Below are 22,326 nucleotides of genomic sequence, written 5' to 3'. Positions count from 1 at the left end.
ACCTATGAATTGTATATAATTTTAAGGCTGCGGATCTTCACCGTGTGAAAGGGATAGTTTGGTTTTCCGAATTTCCTTAAAATAAGATGGATTTAACCCTGTTGTAGATTTGAACTGGCGTGACAGATGAGCTGTACTGCTAAATCCAAGTTTATACGCAATATCTGCCAGGGTATAGTTGGTGTAAACCAGCAGCTCCTTGGTTTTCTCAATCCGGTATTCCATGATGTACTTTTCCAGGGTCACATCTTCAGATTCTGAAAAAATACTGCTCGCAGTATTATAGTCCTTATTCAGCGTACTTACTACCAGATCGGAGAAACGGAAATTATCAGGAAAATCATAATTTCCTGAATAAACCTGCTCAATCAACGATTTTATATCGCGTATAAGTCTGGTCTTTTTGTCTTCCAGTAGCGTGAATCCCAGCACTGACAATCTTTTACTAAGTATTGCAATATCCGGGGCCGACAAGGCGGACACTGTAGTAACTTCCCCTAGATTGATGTTCACAACCGGAATGTTAAGCTCCCGGAACACTTCTCTGATGGTTAGGATACATCTATCGCAAACCATTCCTTTTATAAAAATCTTATAATTACTCAGCATAAGGCCCAATTATTTGAACTTATGCAAAAGTCTGATAAGCTAAAGGAGATTCCGTTATACAATTATGTTAAAATTTTACATAATTATCAGCATCAGATTTTATCCAATGGTTTACGCTGATTCTCATTGCTCTGGCCGAACGGGAGACCATAAAGGCTTGTAAGTTGCATTAGAGCATTAATGTCCAGAAAGGAAAATGGCTATAGCCCCCAGGGAAGGAACTATAGCCATTAAATTAATTACAGCAATGTTGATTAGGGCAGCAATTGCTTTTCTTTTCGCAACACTGTTCCTTTTGAGCAGCTGGTTTCTTTGTTTTAGCTTTCTTTTCAACACCTCCTGCCATAGCAGCAGTCAGGCTTAACGCGCAAAGGCTTGCGAATACTAAACGTTTCATCTGGATAAGTTTAAATTTAATAATATATTATCCAGAGTAAGACGAGAAAAGAAAGAAAAGGACGCAGGATTCTCAACAATATTTTTTACCCGGAGGTGAATTTTTGCAACAGGCAACGATGTTACCATATTTATCAAATTCGTATTCACAGCAGTTGATAATTTCCTCTTTTAGCTTCTCTCTGGCTCTTTGCACCCTTGACTTAGCACCTGACAAAGAAATTCCCATTTTTTCGGCAAACTGCTTCTGGGTTAGCCCCTCCAATTCAGTAAGAATAAGCGCCTCTCTGTAAATTTGAGGTAAAGATTCAATCATTGGCCGGAGACAATCTGCCAACCGGTATTCGTTATTTATAACAGTAACTTCACCTTCCCGGTCCGACACAGGTTCTTCTTCATAAGATACAACTTTGCAAACCCGGCGATAGTAATCTGTAACTGCGTTATTTGCCACCTGGTATAGGTATGCCCGAATATTTTGAGCTTTTTCTACCTTTCCCATGTTGATAAACATTTTAAGGTAGACATCCTGCAAAATATCATTACAATGATCGCCGTTTTTCACCTTTTGGCAAATGAACTTCTTCAATTCAGTATTAAACTCATTCCAAATTAAGATATGGGAGGGTTGCATAATTACAGGATTAAATCACTTTATATAATTAGATGGCATTATCGGTAATTCCTTACTCCATCCAATGAATATAATTGTAATTAGTATGCCTTTCTAAGCATATCCGCGAAGTCATCAGGAAGCGGGCTATTTTCGACTGCCTGGGCTGCTTTTTCAATGTCATAATCAAATCTGACAAACTCCACCTGAATGCTGTCTTTATCTAATGTACTACTGTTATCCTTAATGTGCAAAAGTACATAACCGCCCTGTGGGTTACCATCTTTGGGCTTTCCTATAGAACCAGTATTGATGGCATGAAGGAACCGGGGCTGTTCCTCTCCGTTAGCCGGCACGATCCTGTGATATGGCTTATGAGAATGACCAAAACATAAAATATCTGTACGAGCCTCCAAAAACGTATTCAGCAGTGCTGCTTCTTCCATGTCTTCCAGTAGGTATTCATCAATGCTTCTCGGACTACCGTGTACCAGCAGCATAGTGAGAATATCACTATTTAATTGAAAGGATATCCGTAAATGCGCTGGCAATGTTTGAAGATAAACCCGATTATCATTGTCTATAATATCATAAGCATATCCCTTGCCTGCTTTTGATGATTCTGCAGGTTGTACCCCCTTTACCTTTGCATCATGATTTCCCGCAATAGTCGCAATGCCCCGTTGACGGATCTCCTGAATTACTTCGTTAGGCCAGATATTGTATCCCACCAGGTCACCCAGGCAATAAATAGCATCTGGATTGTGTTTTGATACATCTTCAAAAAAAGACTGTAAAGCCGGTAGGTTGGCGTGAATGTCGCTAAATAATGCAATTTTCATTTGATCGATAGCAGTAAGAAAGTATTTCATGCGGCTAATGAAGTATCAGCCGCATGATTTTAAATAAATTATCAATGAAGAGACTCAGATACCAGTTCTCAGGCTTTCTGCATAAGCATCAGGCAGAGGACTGTCCTCTACCGCTTTAGCTGCCTTCTCCACATCATACTCAAAGCGGATGAATTCCACCTGTATGCTGTCTTTGTCATGAATGCTGCTATTGTCATTAATATGCAGCATTACATAGCCTCCACGCGGATCGCCGTCTTTAGGCTTACCTACGGAACCTATGTTAATGGCGTGTCTGTAGTGTGGGTTTTCATCCGGCACGGAGGGTAATATCCGGTGATACGGCTTATGTGTATGTCCAAAACACATGATATCTGCATCTGCATCCACCATGATCCTCATCATACTTTTTTCTTCCCTGTCTTCAAATAAATACTCATTGATCTTACGCGGACTACCGTGGACCAGCAACAAGTTCAACTTATCATTGTTTAGCTGAAATTCCACTTTGATGTGAGCCGGTAATGTACGTAGATATTTGCGCTCGTCTTCTGTGACAACCTGATTGGTATAAGATATAGAAACACTTCCATTAGCCTTTTCCGTGTCAGTTTTATAAGCACAACCACAGTCGTCGCTCGTTCTGCCGATACCAAAATCATAGTTGCCGGCTATTGCTGGAATACCACGTTTTCTGATTTCGTTGATCACCTCATTGGGCCATATGTTATATCCCACAAAGTCACCCAGGCAGTATATAGCATCAGGCTTTTTGGGGTCTACATCCTTAAAGAACGCTTCCAGGGCCGGTAAATTTGCATGAATGTCGCTGAACAAAGCTATTTTCATAAATATAATATTGAAGATTGGATAAGATAATTTTATAGATATTGTTCAACAAAATCCTTTGTATAATCCCTGATTGTCTGTCTTACGCTTCTGAACTCAGACATTATCTCATCCTCACTACCGGTTGCTTTTGCAGGGTCCGGAAAATTTTCATGCAACTTTCTGGCAGACGTCGGGAAAAATGGACATCTTTCCTTTGCATTATCGCATACGGTAATTACATAGTCAAAATCAATTCCCTGATATTCATTAATATTATTGGAAGTGTGTTTTGAAATATCAATACCATCTTCTGCCATTGTGGCTATAGCCCGGGGATTCACGCCATGTGTTTCAACGCCAGCGCTGTAAACTGCTGCTTTATCACCTGCAAAATATCTCAGGTAACCTTCTGCTATCTGACTACGGCAGCTGTTGCCGGTGCAAAGCACTAATACTTTCTTCATGTGTTGATTTTATAATTAGCAGCAACCGCCTCCTGGAGTGCAGGACTGACCCGCTTCCATAGCCACCGGTATTTCCAGTGTTTTAGTTTTAGGTGTTCCACAGGTCATACCGCGATCCGTAGCTTTACATTGAGTAGCATCCGGCTGCAGATTAATGACAAGATTTTCTCCTTCTAATAGAAACTCATTAGGATACATTTGGCGGGTATCAAATTCAGAATTACCAAATTCGATCTTCACTGTAGCCTTGGGATTCAAGTCAATATTACTCTCCACCAGGTTTACTATTTTCAGTGCTTTGTTTACAGACATTGCCCGGTCGGTTTGTTCTTCTTCCGGCTCCCATAACTGAACGATTATTTCAGTCCATGCGTTTACTTTACCACCACAATCAACAGAGGTGATAGGCGCTTGTTTGATTTCGGTAATATGATAAGAAGGGGCTACCAGTTTGTCCGCTGCATATTGAAACTGCAAAATTTGTTCTGGATGTTGTTGCAGCTGATCTTTAAAAGCCTGCCAGGTCATTTTTGAATTACTCATTGTATAATAATTTAAGTTTTTTTGAAAAATTATGCTTTGACTGTACTTGCGGGAGCCTCTGCATTACCATACCAGCGTTTACGGAGCCAGAAGGCCACATTTACCAAAGCAATCAGCGCAGGTACTTCCACTAGTGGTCCAATAACGCCTACAAAGGCTTGTCCGGAATTGATACCGAATACGCCGATGGCTACTGCTATCGCCAGTTCAAAGTTGTTACCTGCAGCTGTAAATGCAATGGAAGCGTTTTTGGAATAATCTGCTCCGGCAGCTTTGCCTAAAATAAAGCTTACCAGGAACATGATCGCAAAGTAAACCATCAATGGTATAGCAATCCTTACTACGTCCATCGGGATCTGTACGATCAGCTCACCTTTGAGACTGAACATTACGATAATGGTAAACAGTAATGCAATCAGGGTAATGGGGGAAATAAACGGAATAAACTTCTCCTGAAACCATTCTTCACCTTTTATTGCAATCAGGCTGTATCTGCTGATCACACCGGCAGCGAACGGAATACCAAGATAGATACCAACGCTTTTAGCGATTTCTCCAATGGACACTTCCACTGTTATACCTTTCATGCCGAATACCGTAGGAAGCCATGTGATGAAAACGTAAGCATACACGCTATAAAGTAACACCTGGAAAATACTGTTGAGTGCTACAAGTCCGGCTGCATATTCACGGCTACCATCAGCCAGCTCGTTCCATACGATTACCATTGCAATACATCTCGCAAGACCAATAAGAATCAGGCCGGTCATATATTCGGGATATCCATGCAGAAACAGCACTGCTAAACCGAACATCAGGATCGGGCCAATCACCCAATTCAGTAAGAGTGATAACGATAGTACTTTGGTGTTGCGGAAAACTTCCCCCATCTTATCATACTTAACTTTCGCAAGTGGTGGGTACATCATTAAGATCAAACCTATCGCCAGCGGTATGTTTGTTGTACCGGTAGAGAAGGAGTTTATAAACCCTGAAGAAGATGGAAAAAAGTATCCAATGCTTACGCCAATAGCCATAGCCAGGAATATCCATAATGTCAGGTAACGATCTAAAAAGCTCAATTTCTTACGTTGAGCAGGATTGCAGTTTTGCATGGTTTTATCAGTATATTATTAAATGCCAATTATTGTGCTTCTTCTTTCAAGTAAAACGGTGTCTCGCCAGGTATCACCCATTTTGCCGATTCGCTCCCGTCTTCCTACCAGGCGGAATCCGCAGGCTTCATGTATTTTAATGCTACCGGTATTTTCAGGAAATATGCCGGCCTGTAAGGTCCAGAGCTTGTTTTCTTCACTTTCAGTAATTAGTGTCCGTAACAACGCTTTCCCTATTCCTTTGCCTTGTGCATCCGGCGCTACATAAACACTTACTTCAGCAACGCCAGCGTACACACACCTACCGGAAACCGGCGTTAATGCTGCCCATCCAAGAACCTTATTATCTTCAACTGCCACCAGACGGCAACTTTTTAAATGTGACTGGTCCCATTCTTCCCATGAAGGAGCGGTAGTTTGAAATGTAGCATTACCGGTGAAAATACCTGCTTCATAAATAGATAATACCTCTGGGCCATGTGCTGATGTCATTGGAAGGATAGTCATGTAAATCACCATTTTGAGTGTTAAAATATAACTACAAGATAATTATTTTAGGCACTCAGTAACTATGTATGACATTTCCTTTGCTATCGTATTAAACTCTTCCTGCAAAGCCTTGTCTTCCGTAATGGTAGCCGGATTGCTGTATTCCAGCTGATCCTTATGGAGGGCACCGGTTAAGTCACTGCAGCCATTTTCCTGTTGGTCGCAGGTTTTGAATAAATAGAAACCTGTCTTTTCAACTCCTGCATCAGTCGCGCTTTTAGCGTAAACAACAAGTGGAGTGAATTTATCACCAAATGATACCGAATAGCCAGTACTTCCGCTTGGAGCATTGGCCGCTATCGTTGGAAGAGATACCACCTTATAACCAGCTGCTGTAAGTAGTTTAATCAATCGGGGATCAATCTGACCAGTAGTATTTCCAGCGGAAATAACATTCACTCTTTTGATACCGTTTGCAGTAATCAAACTTTGCAGCAATATCTGCGCTGCCTGACTTCTGAAAGAATTATCTGGACAGGTGAACATTATTGAAACATCTTTATCTCCCAAACTGCTGGTGATTACAGATTCCAGGTGCTTGATAGCCAGATTATGCTTTTCCGGTATAGATACATTGCTAACAGAAGAAAAGTACTTTTCGATAGCCGGATACATCTTTGGCTGACCTGGCGCTGCTGGCGTAAAGCTAAAAGCAATTACAGCAAACAATAAAACAATAAGAGAATACAAGAACTTTTTCATAAAAGTTTTTTTATTTCACAGGGTAAATTGTTTAGCAACAGCCTGGAGCGCAACAGGCTGCATCAGCCGGTTTTTCAGCATAAACTGTTATACTGTAGATACCTGTATCTCCGGCCCTGAAAGCATCGATCTCCTCTTTGCTCATGTAGTTGGACAGCAGATCGTTGGGAATGTTTATGACTTTTTCTTTTTGGATTGTAATATTCTGGAAGCCATTTGTTTCTATCAATTCCAGATAGCCTTGTTTTTGTATTGCACCAGATACACAGCCTACATACATTTCAGCAGCTCCACGGATACTTTCCGGTAAAGTGCCTTGTAACACGACATCTGAAATACTGAAATGACCACCAGGTTTCAACACCCGGAATATTTCTTTAATAACGCCATCCTTATTGGGAACGAGGTTCAGCACACAATTACTTACAACCACATCTGCAACATTGGCGGTTACAGGCATTTTTTCAATATCACCTTGGCGGAATTCAACGTTATTAAAACCCAACTTATCCGCATTCGCTCTGGCTTTTTCCAGCATCGCAGGTGTAAAGTCTATTCCGATTACTTTACCGCTTTCACCAGTTTCCTGACGGGCAATAAAACAATCATTACCAGCACCGGAACCAAGATCTATCACAGTATCACCCTTCTTGATTTTTGCAAACTGGGTAGGAAGACCACAGCCCAGTCCGAGGTCTGCATCGGGATTATAACCATCGAGAGAGGTATAATCGTCACTCATGATATGATATACTTCTGTTGAGCAGCAGCCGGAGCCGCAGCAGGAAGATTCGTTGGTAGCTTTGTCCTGTAATGCAATTTCACTGTATTTCTGTCTTACGATTTCCTTCATTTGTTCATCGGTAGCCATAGTATAAAATTCATTGTATAATTGCAATATTGCGATATATTTAAGCAAATTTTTTTAACAGCAGGATTTTACTTCAGCCGCTTCTGCGAAGAATGCTCCAAGTATTTTATGATACTGATTCCAGGTTTTCGGGTTGATGCAGTAACATACGCTGGCTCCTTCAATAGTTCCTTGAATAAGACCAGCCGTTTTCAACTCTTTCAAATGCTGAGAAGTAGTTGCCTGTGCCAAACCAAGCTCGTCCACAAGATCACCGCATACACAGGCGTTCTTTTTAACGAGATACTGTAAAATAGCTATCCGGGCCGGATGCGCCAGCGCCTTAGCCATATTGGCTATGTCGTTCTGCTGTTTAGTAAATAAGTCTGATTTTGTAGCTCCCATAAAATTATATCATTAGCACATCGCAATATTACGATTACTTTCTAAATTTGCAAAGAAAAGTTCATTGTCTTAATATAAAACTCACATGATGTACTGTAAAGTCAATATGGAGGCGAGTTCGGAAGTTTTCTACTAGTTTTTAAAGAATCTGGCACCTGTGAATAGGGCCGAATTTATGCAAAGCATGGCTTTTTTCCATGCTAAAACACTTAAGAAAGGGGATGTCTTCATTCACCATCAGGAGATTACACGGAAAGCAGCGTTCATCGTTTCAGGTATTCTCCGCTCTTACTATATTACTGACAACGGGGCGGAAATTACTTACTGCTTTTGTACTGAACGTAGGTTTTCAACATCTTTTAAGAGTTTTATTTCGCAAACACCTTCTCAGTATATCATGGAAGCCTCCCGCATAGGAGATAAAGAAGTTGTATCCTTCTTTTCTTCTTTGGTTGTTCCGCCTGAACAGGCTGTAAATCCTATTGCAATTACTGCAATTACAGTGACAATGATAAACTTTTTCATTATTTTGCTTTTTGTTTTTTAATAAATCGGTGATAGTTATACTGTCATTTTTTGATAATCAGGTATTAGTCTTTTTGCTAAAAGTTTTATTCTATATTTAGAGCAATCATCCGGTTTATCAATTACCTATTCCGGGTGCATAGAGCTGCTCGCAATCGAATGCTAAAATGTTCCATTTTGTTCAATTTTCTGAGAATGAAATAATACTGTTTAAAATGTAAACCCTGTCGGAGGCAGTCCCGACAGGATTTACATTTCAATATTATAACTGCTTTCTTTGATAGTGGCAGCAATCAGGTAGTTTTTGATAGGCTATATCATCCGCTTTATATTTTTCAGTATCATGTCCGTTGGCGGCTAATCTCCGCTGAAGATCATCTGGTACGGATTTCTTAAAAATGCTGTATTCCAGCGTGAGTATTTTAGTATCCTGATCCCAGGATACCGATTTGACACCATCTATACTTCTGGCTGTTCTTTCAATGCGGCTTTTGCACATACCGCATTCACCATATACTTTTACAGTTTGTGTTTTTGAATGGCTCATAATAGATTCTTTGCCACTTTGGGCATTGGCGGTTTGAATTGTCGCAAATGCAAAAAGCATTGCAAACAATAATTGTATTGTTTTCATTTTTGTAAATTTTAAATGTGTATAGCAGGTTGGTACCGTTTTAGCGCACTACTCAATTCAGAAAGAATAATAGTAAGATAATGTGACGGCTATGAAATAGCGCCTGTAAAAATGCCTGGAGAAAGCATAATCAGATTCTGTAGGTGCAGTTGAAAATATAAACCGGAACGCCATAATGTAACGGGGGCGCATTACCTGGGTTGGCGGTATTTATTTGTTTTAATACAATAAAATCAGGACTTTGATAGAAGGGCGCGGATATATGTAAGTCCGCAAAATGCTGTGCTGGTCTGGCAAAATCATCTGCTGCAATATGATTATCTTTTACCTTTAAAGTATGGTATTTGTTTTGGCAGCATCCATCTTTCTCATTGCCTTTACTGCATTTTTCCTTTGTGCCCTGGCTAAAAGTGAATGACACCGATTTTAGCTTACCACAGCAATAAAACTGCTTTATACTGAAGCCAGCACTGGCTGTAGTATAAATAATCAGGAGTAATATGGCAAAAATCTTTTTCATTCTAAACATGAAGGTAATAGATATTTTTAAATGCCGTTTTATATAATTATGAAAAACCTTTATACAATTTGGTGTAGTTTACGTGATAATTGTCTCTGTGCGGGATATTAATAATAGAATAGGACAGGAAAAGGAATTACTTTTTAAGTAAATGAAAATTGCATATTTTTTCGTATTGATAGGAAGGAAGCGTTAGGAAATGTGTGAAACTGGTTAGTCCAGACGAAATACGACTCAAATTTGACAGACATTATTTATAAATAATTCATATTTAGTATATTGGAATTCCTGATCTGGCTGAAGCCCATGACTTTCTAGTACAATACTACATTTTGGAATTAATTGGCACAAATTATATCTTGCGATAGATACTCTTCGTGATCGCAAGTGCAATACCGTGAGTAGATCCAAAGGTCTTTTTTCAACATGTTGAAATTCAATATATTGCGATATCAGGGCGTCGTCTAGTCGTCCCGACAAAATGGCTAAATGACTTGTAATGCTTTGTTACAGTCTAAGCCTAAGAAGCTCGCAGATATTGAATCTGCGAGCTTTTTTATTTTCCGCACGTATCAATTTGTTTCATCGAATTTCAATGTATCAGCCGAGTAATCCGGTGAGTAGGTCAGTGAGTAACTTCTCCTACTCAACGTAGATTACACGTCATATGTATTTAATTGTATATCATTTAATTACATAGCATATCAGTTTATTCCAATTGATATGCAGGGCTTTGTTTCTACTCATTTTTTTGAACTGCGAGGACATGAACCAGTGAGTAATTATTGTTCATTTAATGAGATAACAACATGAGAAGTGAAAACACATTTGGCGTCCGTTACGCCATTCGCCAAAACAAAAACAAACGAAAAGCTTATTCTGTATTTGCCAGAATTGCCTGTAACAATTCTCCCGAAAGAGAACTCACTATTAAGGGAAGTTTTCCTCCCGAAGATTGGGATGAAGGAAAAGGATGGCCACACCTCAGAACAAAAGAACTAAGAGAGTTTGCCACACACCTGGAGAAGGTAAAATCCAAACTAACGGCGATCTTCCAGGAACTGGAATTAAAAGAAGGTATACTTTCCGCAGACAACATCAAAAACCATTATTCAGGTATAGGACCTGATGTTGAAAGAGTCACGATGCTTCAACTTACTAAGCTTGCCTACAAAAAGTTCGCTCGCGAATTAAAAAAAGGTAGTATCAAAAATTATGGCGCAACCAACGGTTACATTGAGCGCTAACCGGACTTTTTATTCGTTCTACGATCTGGAGAAAGGTAATTGTCTGGCTTTCGATAAAAAATGTAGTGTTTATTCATTGGTACACGACGCTGTCCCAATGGCTAAAGGAATGAAAATCTCGTTAAATGACATCTTAGACAAAATCGCGTGGGCGATTTTGATAAATCAAAGCATCTGGACGGACGCCTCGCTTTTTTTAGCAGCCAATGGCTTTTCAAGTGTTCGGCTGGGATGTCCTCAATAAAATTTCTATGTCATCCCAAAGGAAAAATACCCGCGACCTCTTTACTATCCAATTAGCTCCAGCCGCTACACACTTACCACCGCCAAATCCTGAAATTAGCAGCCATTAAGAGACTGTCAACCCTATTCGAACTTCTTCTTCTTTTTTAAATCCAAAAGACTAAACGTTCTGAGGCTTTTTACCACCCAGGTACTGCCATCTGCACCCGTTACACGCTTATATATTAAAACGCTGTCACCCTCACACTTATAGGAAAAAGTCTCATGTGCGTTATCAAATGTGCCAACAAACATTCTGAAATTGGTTGAATCTGTGAGATATTCCCCCATAATATCCCCTCCAAATGCACCGCTCCCAAATACGGTATACATCTCTACATACAGATCCTTACACAACTTTAGCCTCACTGTCTCTTCATAGTCAGCCTTACTCCTGTCATTCCTGCAGGCAATCAGAATTGAGAGACAGAAAAATACTAAAAATAAAAAAACAAGTTTCAAGCTTTTCATATTCCCTTTTTTTTTAAAATGTACAACTCTTATCATTTCGAGATCAGGTTACGTCACTTCAGAAGGGGACGCTAATTTCATATGCTGTTTTTTAAGAAGCAGCAACGCCGTATTGACTATGATAGAAAAACACCATTGGGTATCACTCCTATGATCAAATCCAGTAAAGTAGCCCTCTCTATGTTATTGCTGAAAGTTGAAGTAAGGTGATTAAATGGGATAATTCATTGGTTCTTTCTTCCATAAAATACAGGTACATAAAGCAATTATTAATTGGTATAACAAACATTGCGGACATTGACACAGCGTACATTGTATTTTTAGCGTAAATATTGTTATGTAAGCCTCCTTCTTATGGCCCAATTTGCAACAAATTTAAAAATATATCTGATTGGTATTTTTTATTGTAGTTAATTAAAATAAAAAATTTGCGTCATGATATCTTGATCGCATGGAAGATATAATGGTGAGATTTGGATGAACAGGATTTGCAAAAACCGGAACTTGAATAAAATCAGCTTACATTATACAGCATCTCATCGTCTTTCAGATACCACTTCAGAAACTCGTTAAATGAATCTGTAATAGGAATAAACAACGCTTGATGTGGAAGAATTCCTATTGTATATTTATCCGTATTTCTATCAAAAAGTAACGCATAATACCAGGATGCCTGCAGATAATCGACAAAAATGATGCAAACCTTTCTCTGATCAAAAAAATCAAGTGCATCACTCTTAAAAACAGCTGTATGGGCCCTCCATTTCTGTAATGAATAAAAGGCGAAGCCATTATCATCCTCATCAAATATTCCGTTTACACTGGAGTAAAAATCAAGTAACTCTCCACCTAAACTAATGTCAAAGTAAGCCTCAGTTGCTGCTATAGTTGACGCATTAGCGCCTTCAAGCGGCTCTGTTCCAATGGATATCCAATGTTTTATCACTTCTTGTGCCACCTGGTCAACCATAATGAAAGTATTTTTTTCTGAGTACTTTTTGGAAAGTAAATTAGTGTTTTCCGGCGTTATCTGTATCAGTAGCGGATTTGAAAAACAGGAAGCAACTCGCTACATTTGTAATGTATGTCCGTGGTGACATTTTTAATGCTTTACTATCCCAAACTAAGAATAGATATGTATTACTCGGGATCACCGTTTGAACCAATAAATGCCCTCCCTGCAGAGGCGGCACTTAGAAGGCCCCTGTATTTTAAGGAGAAGGCGCAAAAAGTTGCTTTTGTGGGAAAGGTCATTGAATCCTATACCAATGGTAATTTAGACCTGGTTATTTATGTTAAGGCAGAAAAAAAAGATTCCCGGTTAATGAGTTATCATCATGAAAACTATGGCGCCATGATGCCATTTCATGTAGAAGAATATCTCGGTTCAAATACCATACAAACTACCATATTCGTAGAATTACAGATACACAGCTCCAGTATTATCCATTATGATGAAAGCTGGCGATTAATGATGGAGCAGGTCTATGATGAGCACAATCATCTCTATGAGTACCGGCAGTGGTATTATACCGGTAATGAGCAGACACCGTACCAGGAGAAACTGTTTCTGGCAAAAAACTGGGCAATACTTACTGAAAAGTTTTAAATGCACGGGCATGGGCAAAATGCCTCCCTTTACTTTCGGCCTCCCCTACACTCAGCGCATATAAGATCACCTACCGGCCAATATAAGCGGTTATCACCAGCTATTGGCATAAAGCGATTACTTCCAGGCCTCCGGCTGTAACAGTTCTATTTATCAGTATAATTCATAGTTAACAATCTTTCCTGTTAATGCTTTCCACAATGGAATTACTTGTCTTTTAATGGTTTTCAGTCAGTAGATTAATATTAAAATATCAGTTTTTATTATACTGTATGGTTTTCTTTGTTATACCTTAGATCCATATAAAATCTTTATACTTATGATTTCCATCACCGGCCAATGGCGGGGACATTATGTTTACGGTCCGGAATACGGAGAAAAATGGTTGGGCAGTAAAGTGGCATTTGAATTATCTCTCACTGACATCGGCGACAATAATTTCCAGGGAACTTGTCTTGATATAGATAGTCCTATCAGCCTAAATAACCCGGCAGTTATTAAAGGCTTTACAGAAGAAGATTTTATCAGCTTTACAAAAGAATATAACCAATTCTTTACTATTAACGGTGACAACCAGGTAGTTCCCCGTTCACAGCTTAAAAAGCCGGACCTAAGCTACTATGGCCATTATGATCCGGTAAGCGAAACCTATTCCGGCGATTGGGAACTTATCGGAAGAGAACATGCTCACCCGGATGGCGACTACTTGGAAATAGCTACCGGAACCTGGGAAATGAAAAAGGTACATGCCATTTTTATATAACTGTTATAAGGAGTGTCCAAAACCGGACATATCTTTCCTAAATCCGGACACTATATCACTTCCTGATAACTGATTAACAATAAGATAGTATCCGGCATTTTCTTAGCTTACAGTACTACCAAATGTCCGGGTATGTTCAGCAATTATATTAAGACCGCTTTCCGTAATCTTATTAAAAATAAGGTGCATTCTGTTATCAACATAACAGGGCTCGCTGTAGGTATGGCCATCGCTTTACTGATCGGCCTGTGGATCTGGGACGAGCTGACCTATGACAGTAATTTTAAAAATCATAACCGCATTGCCCGGGTGATGCAGAACATGGATTTTAATGGGCAAATTGTCACCTGGTATAACATGCCTGCGCCAACGGCCAAAGCAATCCGTGAGAGCTATGGTAGTAACTTCAAACATGTACTGATGTCCACCTGGACAGGCAGCCATATCCTGTCTGTTGGGGAGGATAAGCTGGTCAAAGCAGGTAACTTCGCTGAATCAGCATTCCCGCAAATGCTCGATCTTAAAATGCTCAGAGGCTCACATACCGATCTAAAGGACCCCAATTCCATTCTCCTGTCTGCATCACTGGCAAAGACCTTCTTCGGTAATGCCGACCCGGTGGATAAAATCATAAAGATCGATAACCAGATGACCGTAAAAGTGACAGGTGTTTACCAGGACCTTCCACGCAACTGTTCTTTTGCAAATATGGACTTTATTGCACCCTGGGACCTGCTGGTCGCCAATACGCCATGGATGCGCGATCAGGAACCCTGGGGCAATAATTCCTTCCAGGTATTGGTACAAATGGCAGATAACGTAAATATGGAGCAAGCCTCCGCCAGGATCAGGGATATCAAATTATTACATACTGATGCTGTCAGCAAGAAGTTTGATCCCCGCATGTTCCTCTATCCCATGAAAAAGTGGCATTTGCATGCCGATTTCCATGGTGGGGTGCCGGTAGGAGGACGTATCGAATTTGTCTGGCTGTTTGGGATCATTGGCATATTTGTATTACTGCTGGCCTGTATCAATTTTATGAACCTCAGTACTGCACGCTCTGAAACACGTGCAAAGGAAGTGGGTATCCGTAAAGCTATCGGCTCGTTCCGAATGCAGCTCGTCAGCCAGTTCTTTTGTGAATCCCTCTTAGTGACGGCCATCGCATCTATTGTGTGTATAATTTTAGTACTATTTATGCTTCCCGCCTTTAATGAGCTGGCAGATAAAAAAATCAGCATTCCCTGGACACAGCCTATATTCTGGATTACGGGACTGGGCTTTAGCCTTATCACAGGTTTGATGGCCGGTAGTTACCCGGCCCTTTACCTGTCGGCATTCAGGCCGGTGAAAGTATTGAAAGGTACTTTCAGGGTAGGCCGTTCTGCGGCAATCCCCCGTAAGGTAATGGTAGTGATACAATTCAGCGTTTCCGTGATCCTGATTATCGGCACCCTGGTGGTGTTCAGACAGATCCAGTTTGCCAGGCAACGCCCCCTGGGTTACGACAATAATGGACTGGTTATGACGCAGCTTATGACCATGGAAATTCCGCAGCATGCCGATGTGATACGGGAGGAACTGAAAAATGCGGGGGCAATTATCGAAATGGCCACATCCAGTGGCCCGGTCACCAGTGTCTGGTCCACAAATGGGGACATTACATGGGAAGGCAAAGATCCCAATATGGTAGTAGACATTCCCAATACCGGGGTATCTCATGAATATGGAAGGACAGTAGGTTGGCAATTTGTTGCCGGACGAGACTTTTCAAGGGAATTTGCCAGTGACTCGGCGGCTTTTGTAATCAATGAAAGTGCTGTAAGGCTCATGGGCATGAAAGATCCGGTAGGAAAAATCATCAAATGGGATGGAGAGCCATTAAAAATAATCGGCGTGATCAGGGACATGCTCATGGAATCACCTTATGCTTCCATACGGCCTTCTCTTTATTGTGTGCGTAAAGATCATAATGAATATGCTGTTCTGAAAATTAGCCCTGCTGTCAATCCCCAAAAAGCCCTGGACAAAATTGCGGCCGTATTTGGCAGGTACAGCGCCTCCCAGCCCTTTACATACCAATTTGCAGACCAGGATTATGCCCACAAATTTGACGAAGAGGTGCGTGTAGGTACGCTCGCCGGTGTCTTTGCTGTCCTGGCCATCCTAATCAGCTGCCTGGGGTTGTTTGGCATGGCGTTGTTTATGGCCGAGCGACGTACCAAGGAGATCGGCGTGCGCAAGATATTGGGAGCTTCCGTATTCAATATCTGGCAGTTATTATCCAAAGAATTTGTGCTGCTGGTGATGATCGCCTTTATTATTGCGGCGCCACTGGCGTGGCTTTTCATGCAGCGTTGGCTGGAAAACTACGAATATCGCAGTAGTATTCCCTGGTGGATCTTTGCAGTCACAGGGATCAGCGCCTTGCTGATCACAATATTGACAGTTAGTTTCCAGTCAGTAAAAGCAGCCTTTATGAACCCGGCCAAAAGCCTCAGCTCAGAATAAATTGGCGATGTTATAAGGTAGTCTCAGGAAATAAGAAGAATAAAGGGGATGAGACGCTGAGCCCTTCATTGCTATTGAACCTGATACCTATTGTGACTTGAGTACATGCAGTACGAAGAGCTGACGCCAAAAGCCGAAGAAAGTCCCGACCTCACATTAATGTAATAGCTGATCACAAAACTCAGCCGCTGCCTAATATACTGTTCTCTTCCTTAAATACTTTACTTACCTTTCCCTGGCATATAGATAAAATAAAAAATGAACTTTAATTTTCTGAAAAAAGCTAACAAAATGATGATTAACCCTACCACAAAAGTATACAGGCAAAAGACAGTGGAAGGTTTTTCCATTCCCGCTATTATCCGAAATGGCAGCTATTTTTTTGTTGATCTTGATGTGTATGAAGATGGCAGGGTGAACTGTTGGAATTTTGAAGACTTTGAACATTTCAAAAAAGATGTAAGAAGAGGTTGGGTAAGATTAAACATTCCCGACAATGAGGAAATTTCCATCCATAGCCTGGGAGCCTGGACAATCACAGATGGCGCCTGGATTTTTACCCCCGAGAGCTTTATTGACTATGTGCTGTCACTGGTAAAAAAATTAAATCCTAAACTGGAAAATATATATCAATACAGTGAAAAGAAAATTAATGGGGTTAACATTGGTGAAGACGGTAGCAGCTCCGTATACAGAGAGCATAAAAGAACACCGGATGATATATTCCCCGATAAAATAGATGGTAAGAGTCTAAACCTGTTTTACAAAGTAAAAGAGGAATACCACCTGACCCAGGTGAATATTTTTTCAGACCAGACTCTTCGCCTATCCCGCCTGGAAGAAACAGTGGAGCTGACCTTACAGGAGTTGGAAGAACTGATCGCTAAAAAAATCATTGTCACGGAGGTACCTGCTCTTTCCAGGGTTCATATTTACGGACTTGGAAGTTTTACAATTAAGCAGGCCGAATACACGGCAGATATTAACCAAAAGCGACTGGAAATCCGGGACATTGTTGGAAAACTAAATGGAGAGCCCACCAGCATTCAGCTTTGCAGGCAGGCATATACCCAATACATAAATGATCCAACGCCCAGCAACAAAGAGCGGTTGAAGATTACCTATGAGAACGTGCCGGATCACAATAAAATGTATGTAGGAGACATGGACACAAAAGATATTGAGGTAAGAATGATCATTTACGGAGAACAGGAGATTGAGCGGTGGTCCCATTACCAGGTTGCAAAAGCGCGGGGAGAAAAACTCCCTACTATTAGTATTCCTAAAACCAAAGACGATACCCCATAACATCTAAATGACATTTGCAGAAACATACCTATAAACTTACTTAAAAAGCAGTAACCCGTCCGCTCAGACCCGGCCAATACATTCAGCATACTGAGTGTCTATGTCTTTGCAATATACTTTTTAAATACAAGTCTAAAAAGAAGCCATCCTACCAAAATAAAAACAACAATTTGAACGGGTATTACCAGAGCATGCTGGCCAGGATCGGAGTATAAGATAGCGCAACCTATAAAGTTAACTGGTAGCGTGAGCAATACTCCCCACATTGCCCACTCACCATAAAATAAATTATGTGGATACATGGACAATATCGAGAATGTACCTACCCCAACATATATAAAAGCGATCAGGTAAGCGTATTTATAAGCAGTATTTTTAGTCATAAGTCAATAGTTTATTGGGATGGAGCATTAGGAACTCAGCTCACCCTAAAACCCTGCCAGCGCGGCAACCAGTAGTTAATCACTTTTTTCCAATAGGGGATGTCCGCATCTTCCTGCCGGATGGTCTCTAGACCGTCCAATTCAGGTATGCCCTCCACCATCTGCGCATAGTACTGACCATCCTCTTCATCAAGGACCAATTCCTGAAGTTCCAGCTCCCTGGCAAAGGTCCTCATCAGGTAATGACGCAGGCTCCATGCCATCACAATGGTGTCTGCTCCGCAGACGGATAGCAACGGCTTAAGACCGGCGCCCGCATCAGCCATCAAAAAAGTATGCGCCGTAACAGGAAGTAACCTGGGCGCCTTATTATACCACGCTGAAAAGACCTGGATTTTCTCTGCATCGGTCTCTGGCCGGCCTCCCCACGATAATAGCCAGACGCGGTTGACACCCAATATATCCCCTAAGATAGTTTCGTACGGCCAATTGAGCCTTCGCTCAATCCAGGAGGCATCCATTATCCAGTTGTAGAAAAAAGAAGGCTGATCCTGTTTCTTTCTTGCTATTTCTTCATCACTTTCGTCTTCCTCATCAGGATCATGATAATTTTTGTCTATGGTATGCAGTATCTTTAGAAAGACCCGATGTTCGTCGCCAAACTTTATCGCGTATTTCAGTTCCAGTTCGTCGATTTCAGGATCACTCAGGCCCAACCACCTGGCTCCGTAAATCGTATCCTCCGGAGACACTTTGTTCCAGGCTGATTCGGTAGTCGTTTTCACCCAGCAAAGAAATTCGGTAAGGTCTTGGGGAAACGTAATGTGAGATCTCATAGATTTCTTTTGAGAAAAAGCAAAGGTAATAATATGTATAAAAATCTCCTTACTTTTACACGGTTGTCAAAAATACCTGAAACTGATTTGTAGCCTATACTCTCAGAAGATGAACAAAAGTGTCTTATACCTCCTTTGAGAAAAACACCCCGACCTATGACTTTACTAAATAAAACCGACGAGTATATTTACAAAAGACTGATCTGGAAAGCTGGTCAATACAATTTGCCTTCTGATTTTTCCTTCTTTTATAACAACTTGCCCCTAAAAGTGACAGAATACTTATCTGGACAAATTATTACCTCCCCTAATGAGATACCAGTGCTATTCTTTACTAAACCCAGCCAGGAATGGACATTGCTCTCCACCCGGCAATTATCCGGCTATAATAATAGCCACGTTTATTCTATACTGCTTGAGGACATTGCACATCTCACTTCAAAGAAATTTGCGGATGAAAACGCAAAATTCACGAGTGGACTTAAAAAGTCTGATTGGCATGAACTGATAATAACCGGTAAAGATGGTCAGATTTTACTGTTTCACGCCCGAAAAGGCTCAGACCTATTCGCATTATGGAATATACTACTCATGGCAGTGAGATTCTATCGATAATACTTTCCATTTTTAAATATTATTTATCTTAGGTGCATGACGGATAGTAAAAGAGCAATATTAGCGGAAGAACCCATTATCTGGACCGGCGACCTTTCAGACGACTGTACAGCCAAGTGGGCCGGATTAATGCTAAGAGCCGAGTGGATGGAGAAAAACTACTGGTGGTGGGCTGTATATGATATGGAGAAAAATGAAGAAACCATAGACAGTTCCAACCATTACGATACAAAATTTACAGATGGAAAAGTCGCAAGAGAAAAAGCAGAATCCATTGCCAGAGAATATTTAGGGAGTCTATAAGATAGTTATTGGCATTCTTGGCTGAGCGGTACATACTCCCCATTTCCATCTAAATAATCCTTCATATTTTCAATTGGGTAAACAGCTATAATAACATTCTCCCTAACAAAAATGTCATACTCTTCAGCAATATTATCCTTATTACAAAATGGACAGATCATCGATTCAATGATACCATAGACTTTAACTTTCTTGAGGTCCGCACTTCCGATATCGTTGCCTCCCCATTTAATGGCGTCTCCCATCCGGTATTCAAATTGCCATGTATCACCAAACTTAAATTGGATCCTGGCTGCATGCTTCCTTTCGCAATCTGGACATAATATTTCCACTATTAATGTATTAAATAGACCCATATTTTGTTCTTTAAAATACCTCCATCCTCCCCAAATTCAAGATCATTCCTTTCCTCCGCGGATCCCATCCCTCATTTATAGCATGAACAATCACTCGTCTGACAACTAAACCAGTAATCACAAGTTGTTGTTTTAAGTGCATTATTTCTACTCCTTCCGCTGTAACAGTACTTCCTGCTACCCTTGAATGATAGTCAAAGCGGGCGGTTAACAAATTGTCTTGCTGCTTTAGCGGAATCACGGAAAGATGCAGGCCTTCATCATTACCAGTTGCGCTCCAGGCATATCTGTTCGTTCCAACTGTAATTTTTCTCAGTCCTTTTTTAGGTAATGTCATTTGTGCCGCCGTTTATATTCTCGACTTGTTTACGAATCGTAAATATCAGGATTTTATAAACAATCGCTACCCAGCTCTCCACCTTCTTTTATTTCTTTTCCAGTAGCTAGTAAAAACATCTTTCTCGCACTTCCCCTGGCATTTATCACCGGCAATTTTGACTGGAGCAACTTTAATGAGGGATCATCCAATTTAATTTCGCAAATTGTCTTGTGTCCATGAGGGATTTCATCAAAGGGCTTAAGAAATGATTGTGTAATCTGTACCAGTTCTCCTTGGATGGGATACATTATTTCACGGGACTCATTATCTACCAGATATAAAAACCTTGCTCCCAGTGGGATATCAAAATCAGAATAATTGATAAAAAGAATACAGCTATTTGAATAAATAGGCCATTTGCCTAAGCTAGAAATCAACAATTGCTCAACATGCTTTGATACAATCCCTTCTACCCTTACAAATTTATCCATACATCATTAATAATGTTGTTACCCTCCCATATACCCAACAGTCCCTATTATTGAAATCATCTCCCAATTTAAGTAATTTAAGGATGCTAAACTAAGTGCATGGAAACCCAAATTTTTACCCGTCAGCAGCTATACGATAAAGTATGGTCCGAGCCACTGACAACAATCTCCAAACATTTTGATGTCTCAGATGCAGCACTGAGGAAGATCTGCAAGGACTTACATGTTCCCCTCCCGCCAAATGGGCACTGGCAGAAAATCCGGTTTGGAAAACCCATTATCCAAACTCCCCTGCCGCTTGACTACCAAGGCTCCGGGGAAGTAACACTCACTGCAAAAGATCAAAATACGCCCAAATTATCCGGCCGGAAAGCAGCAGCAGCAGCCCTGATTCAGTCAGGTATCAGGCTACCTGAAAAGTTGACTAATCCGGATCCGCTGGTCATTGCCGCCAGGAAAAAACTGGCTGATCAGCGCGCCGATAGTTTCCAATACATCGGTACTAAAAGCTGTAATTGGGATTACCTTGATATACGGGTAGCAGAAGAAAGTATTAATCGTACCCTCCTGTTAATTGATACTTTTATAAAAGTACTACGCGCTAGAGGAAATGACCTGCAGGTAAGAAATCGTTCGACCTATGCCGTAATCGACAGCCAGGATTTTGAGATACATTTCCGGGAAAGGATGAAAAGAGCAGTGGTCAACGACAAATCATGGACAAGAAATGCATATCTACCTACAGGTCTACTGTATATCCGGATCGATGGCTATTATGAAAAAGAGTGGACCGATGGAAAACATAAACTCGAAGAGCAATTTGGCAGTATCATCAGTTACCTGAAGGAGAAAGCCAAAGAGAAAAATGAACGCCATACAAAATGGGAAAAACAGCGCCAGGAAAAAGAACTGGAACAGCAGCGGCAGCAAGAATTTGAACGGAGACAGGAAAAAGAACTGGCGGCCTTCAAAGACATCCTATCCGGCGCCACCCGCTGGCATAAAGCCGGTAACCTGCGCAGTTATATAGCGGCCATTGAAGAAAACGCGAAAGCCAAAGAACCGGTTTCTCCTGAATTAACCCACTGGCTTACCTGGGCCCGGAAAAAAGCAGACTGGTACGACCCCTTCACTGAAGAAAAAGATGAACTACTTGACGACGTGGATAAAGAAACCCTGACCATTAAAAAGAGGCCGACCGATTATCCGGGCTGGTAAGTAG

At 40.8% G+C, this 22,326-nt stretch carries 31 protein-coding genes; 10 read left to right on the top strand and 21 right to left on the bottom strand.

Translation table 11 applies throughout. The annotated features are described in order from the left end of the window. Positions 1 to 21 precede the first annotated feature (21 nt). The 12 genes from PV783_RS17110 to PV783_RS17055 form a co-directional block, all read right to left on the bottom strand. Positions 22 to 609, bottom strand: coding sequence for a helix-turn-helix domain-containing protein (locus PV783_RS17110; protein ID WP_420988904.1), 588 nt, complete (start codon positions 607 to 609; stop codon positions 22 to 24). 235 nt (positions 610 to 844) lie between these two features. Then, entirely contained in the window at positions 845 to 1,006 is a 162-nt protein-coding gene (locus PV783_RS17105; RefSeq protein WP_420988903.1) for a hypothetical protein, read from the bottom strand. A 72-nt stretch (positions 1,007 to 1,078) separates the two neighbouring features. Continuing rightward, positions 1,079 to 1,639, bottom strand: coding sequence for an RNA polymerase sigma factor SigZ (sigZ, locus tag PV783_RS17100; protein WP_420988902.1), 561 nt, complete (start codon positions 1,637 to 1,639; stop codon positions 1,079 to 1,081). Positions 1,640 to 1,719: 80 nt separating this feature from the next. Beyond that, on the bottom strand, positions 1,720 to 2,490 hold the full coding sequence (locus PV783_RS17095) for a metallophosphoesterase family protein (protein ID WP_420988901.1): 771 nt from the start codon (positions 2,488 to 2,490) through the stop codon (positions 1,720 to 1,722). A gap of 54 nt (positions 2,491 to 2,544) precedes the next feature. Further along, positions 2,545 to 3,318 (bottom strand): metallophosphoesterase family protein, encoded by a 774-nt coding sequence (locus PV783_RS17090; RefSeq protein WP_420988900.1) that lies wholly within the window; start codon positions 3,316 to 3,318, stop codon positions 2,545 to 2,547. A 32-nt stretch (positions 3,319 to 3,350) separates the two neighbouring features. Continuing rightward, positions 3,351 to 3,764, bottom strand: coding sequence for an arsenate reductase ArsC (locus tag PV783_RS17085; protein WP_420988899.1), 414 nt, complete (start codon positions 3,762 to 3,764; stop codon positions 3,351 to 3,353). 15 nt (positions 3,765 to 3,779) lie between these two features. Then, positions 3,780 to 4,307, bottom strand: coding sequence for a DUF6428 family protein (locus PV783_RS17080; protein WP_420988898.1), 528 nt, complete (start codon positions 4,305 to 4,307; stop codon positions 3,780 to 3,782). 29 nt (positions 4,308 to 4,336) lie between these two features. Next, entirely contained in the window at positions 4,337 to 5,422 is a 1,086-nt protein-coding gene (arsB, locus tag PV783_RS17075) for an ACR3 family arsenite efflux transporter (RefSeq protein WP_420988897.1), read from the bottom strand. A gap of 18 nt (positions 5,423 to 5,440) precedes the next feature. Then, positions 5,441 to 5,929 carry a GNAT family N-acetyltransferase gene (locus tag PV783_RS17070; protein WP_420988896.1) on the bottom strand — a complete coding sequence of 163 codons (489 nt, stop codon included), beginning with the start codon at positions 5,927 to 5,929 and terminating at the stop codon, positions 5,441 to 5,443. Between the two features lie 42 nt (positions 5,930 to 5,971). Continuing rightward, on the bottom strand, positions 5,972 to 6,673 hold the full coding sequence (locus PV783_RS17065) for a hypothetical protein (protein WP_420988895.1): 702 nt from the start codon (positions 6,671 to 6,673) through the stop codon (positions 5,972 to 5,974). A 31-nt stretch (positions 6,674 to 6,704) separates the two neighbouring features. Beyond that, complete coding sequence (locus PV783_RS17060) at positions 6,705 to 7,571, bottom strand: arsenite methyltransferase (protein WP_420988894.1); 867 nt, start codon at positions 7,569 to 7,571, stop codon at positions 6,705 to 6,707. A 27-nt stretch (positions 7,572 to 7,598) separates the two neighbouring features. Then, positions 7,599 to 7,928 (bottom strand): ArsR/SmtB family transcription factor, encoded by a 330-nt coding sequence (locus PV783_RS17055; protein WP_420988893.1) that lies wholly within the window; start codon positions 7,926 to 7,928, stop codon positions 7,599 to 7,601. Between the two features lie 157 nt (positions 7,929 to 8,085). On the opposite strand from PV783_RS17055, the gene PV783_RS17050 reads away from it, so the two are divergent. Continuing rightward, positions 8,086 to 8,475, top strand: coding sequence for a hypothetical protein (locus PV783_RS17050; RefSeq protein WP_420988892.1), 390 nt, complete (start codon positions 8,086 to 8,088; stop codon positions 8,473 to 8,475). A 240-nt stretch (positions 8,476 to 8,715) separates the two neighbouring features. Here the strand turns inward: PV783_RS17050 and PV783_RS17045 are convergent, their stop codons facing one another. Continuing rightward, positions 8,716 to 9,087: a heavy-metal-associated domain-containing protein gene (locus tag PV783_RS17045; RefSeq protein WP_420988891.1), complete on the bottom strand. Its 372-nt coding sequence runs from the start codon at positions 9,085 to 9,087 to the stop codon at positions 8,716 to 8,718. Between the two features lie 130 nt (positions 9,088 to 9,217). Then, positions 9,218 to 9,616: an HYC_CC_PP family protein gene (locus PV783_RS17040; RefSeq protein WP_420988890.1), complete on the bottom strand. Its 399-nt coding sequence runs from the start codon at positions 9,614 to 9,616 to the stop codon at positions 9,218 to 9,220. An 800-nt stretch (positions 9,617 to 10,416) separates the two neighbouring features. On the opposite strand from PV783_RS17040, the gene PV783_RS17035 reads away from it, so the two are divergent. Continuing rightward, positions 10,417 to 10,854 (top strand): hypothetical protein, encoded by a 438-nt coding sequence (locus PV783_RS17035; RefSeq protein WP_420988889.1) that lies wholly within the window; start codon positions 10,417 to 10,419, stop codon positions 10,852 to 10,854. 366 nt (positions 10,855 to 11,220) lie between these two features. Here PV783_RS17035 and PV783_RS17030 read toward each other — a convergent pair whose 3' ends face one another. Further along, positions 11,221 to 11,607: a hypothetical protein gene (locus PV783_RS17030; RefSeq protein ID WP_420988888.1), complete on the bottom strand. Its 387-nt coding sequence runs from the start codon at positions 11,605 to 11,607 to the stop codon at positions 11,221 to 11,223. An 81-nt stretch (positions 11,608 to 11,688) separates the two neighbouring features. Between PV783_RS17030 and PV783_RS17025 the strand changes: the two genes are divergently transcribed. Continuing rightward, positions 11,689 to 11,817 (top strand): hypothetical protein, encoded by a 129-nt coding sequence (locus tag PV783_RS17025; RefSeq protein WP_420988887.1) that lies wholly within the window; start codon positions 11,689 to 11,691, stop codon positions 11,815 to 11,817. 304 nt (positions 11,818 to 12,121) lie between these two features. On the opposite strand, the gene PV783_RS17020 is transcribed toward PV783_RS17025, so the two are convergent. After that, complete coding sequence (locus PV783_RS17020) at positions 12,122 to 12,577, bottom strand: SMI1/KNR4 family protein (protein ID WP_420988886.1); 456 nt, start codon at positions 12,575 to 12,577, stop codon at positions 12,122 to 12,124. Positions 12,578 to 12,847: 270 nt separating this feature from the next. Here PV783_RS17020 and PV783_RS17015 point away from each other — a divergent pair, with 270 nt between their 5' ends. From PV783_RS17015 to PV783_RS17000, 4 genes are all read left to right on the top strand, one after another. Beyond that, a complete protein-coding gene (locus PV783_RS17015) occupies positions 12,848 to 13,216 on the top strand; it encodes a hypothetical protein (protein ID WP_420988885.1) in 369 nt (122 codons plus the stop codon). Positions 13,217 to 13,535: 319 nt separating this feature from the next. Then, a complete protein-coding gene (locus PV783_RS17010; protein WP_420988884.1) occupies positions 13,536 to 13,979 on the top strand; it encodes a hypothetical protein in 444 nt (147 codons plus the stop codon). A 132-nt stretch (positions 13,980 to 14,111) separates the two neighbouring features. After that, positions 14,112 to 16,493: an ABC transporter permease gene (locus PV783_RS17005; protein WP_420988883.1), complete on the top strand. Its 2,382-nt coding sequence runs from the start codon at positions 14,112 to 14,114 to the stop codon at positions 16,491 to 16,493. A 258-nt stretch (positions 16,494 to 16,751) separates the two neighbouring features. Further along, entirely contained in the window at positions 16,752 to 17,801 is a 1,050-nt protein-coding gene (locus PV783_RS17000) for a DUF7638 domain-containing protein (RefSeq protein WP_420988882.1), read from the top strand. Positions 17,802 to 17,899: 98 nt separating this feature from the next. On the opposite strand, the gene PV783_RS16995 is transcribed toward PV783_RS17000, so the two are convergent. Both PV783_RS16995 and PV783_RS16990 read right to left on the bottom strand, forming a co-directional pair. Beyond that, entirely contained in the window at positions 17,900 to 18,184 is a 285-nt protein-coding gene (locus PV783_RS16995; RefSeq protein ID WP_420988881.1) for a hypothetical protein, read from the bottom strand. A 35-nt stretch (positions 18,185 to 18,219) separates the two neighbouring features. Next, on the bottom strand, positions 18,220 to 19,020 hold the full coding sequence (locus PV783_RS16990) for a hypothetical protein (RefSeq protein WP_420988880.1): 801 nt from the start codon (positions 19,018 to 19,020) through the stop codon (positions 18,220 to 18,222). Between the two features lie 156 nt (positions 19,021 to 19,176). On the opposite strand from PV783_RS16990, the gene PV783_RS16985 reads away from it, so the two are divergent. Further along, positions 19,177 to 19,635 (top strand): hypothetical protein, encoded by a 459-nt coding sequence (locus PV783_RS16985; protein ID WP_420988879.1) that lies wholly within the window; start codon positions 19,177 to 19,179, stop codon positions 19,633 to 19,635. Between the two features lie 36 nt (positions 19,636 to 19,671). After that, positions 19,672 to 19,938 carry a hypothetical protein gene (locus PV783_RS16980; protein WP_420988878.1) on the top strand — a complete coding sequence of 89 codons (267 nt, stop codon included), beginning with the start codon at positions 19,672 to 19,674 and terminating at the stop codon, positions 19,936 to 19,938. A gap of 5 nt (positions 19,939 to 19,943) precedes the next feature. On the opposite strand, the gene PV783_RS16975 is transcribed toward PV783_RS16980, so the two are convergent. Genes PV783_RS16975 through PV783_RS16965 form a run of 3 tightly spaced genes read right to left on the bottom strand, consistent with a single transcriptional unit; the run spans position 19,944 to position 21,104 of the window. Then, positions 19,944 to 20,294 carry a hypothetical protein gene (locus PV783_RS16975; protein WP_420988877.1) on the bottom strand — a complete coding sequence of 117 codons (351 nt, stop codon included), beginning with the start codon at positions 20,292 to 20,294 and terminating at the stop codon, positions 19,944 to 19,946. Positions 20,295 to 20,304: 10 nt separating this feature from the next. Next, positions 20,305 to 20,631, bottom strand: a complete 327-nt coding sequence (locus PV783_RS16970; protein ID WP_420988876.1) for a hypothetical protein — start codon at positions 20,629 to 20,631, stop codon at positions 20,305 to 20,307. 53 nt (positions 20,632 to 20,684) lie between these two features. After that, positions 20,685 to 21,104, bottom strand: a complete 420-nt coding sequence (locus PV783_RS16965) for a hypothetical protein (RefSeq protein ID WP_420988875.1) — start codon at positions 21,102 to 21,104, stop codon at positions 20,685 to 20,687. Positions 21,105 to 21,203: 99 nt separating this feature from the next. Between PV783_RS16965 and PV783_RS16960 the strand changes: the two genes are divergently transcribed. After that, positions 21,204 to 22,322 (top strand): hypothetical protein, encoded by a 1,119-nt coding sequence (locus tag PV783_RS16960; protein WP_420988874.1) that lies wholly within the window; start codon positions 21,204 to 21,206, stop codon positions 22,320 to 22,322. The last annotated feature ends 4 nt before the right edge of the window (positions 22,323 to 22,326 follow it).

The sequence above is a fragment of the Chitinophaga sp. CC14 genome (genome assembly GCF_048957795.1).
In the GTDB taxonomy this organism is placed as follows: domain Bacteria; phylum Bacteroidota; class Bacteroidia; order Chitinophagales; family Chitinophagaceae; genus Chitinophaga; species Chitinophaga ginsengisegetis.
The sequence above is the reverse complement of the archived record's forward strand: the minus strand, read 5'-3'. Positions and strand labels throughout refer to the sequence as shown.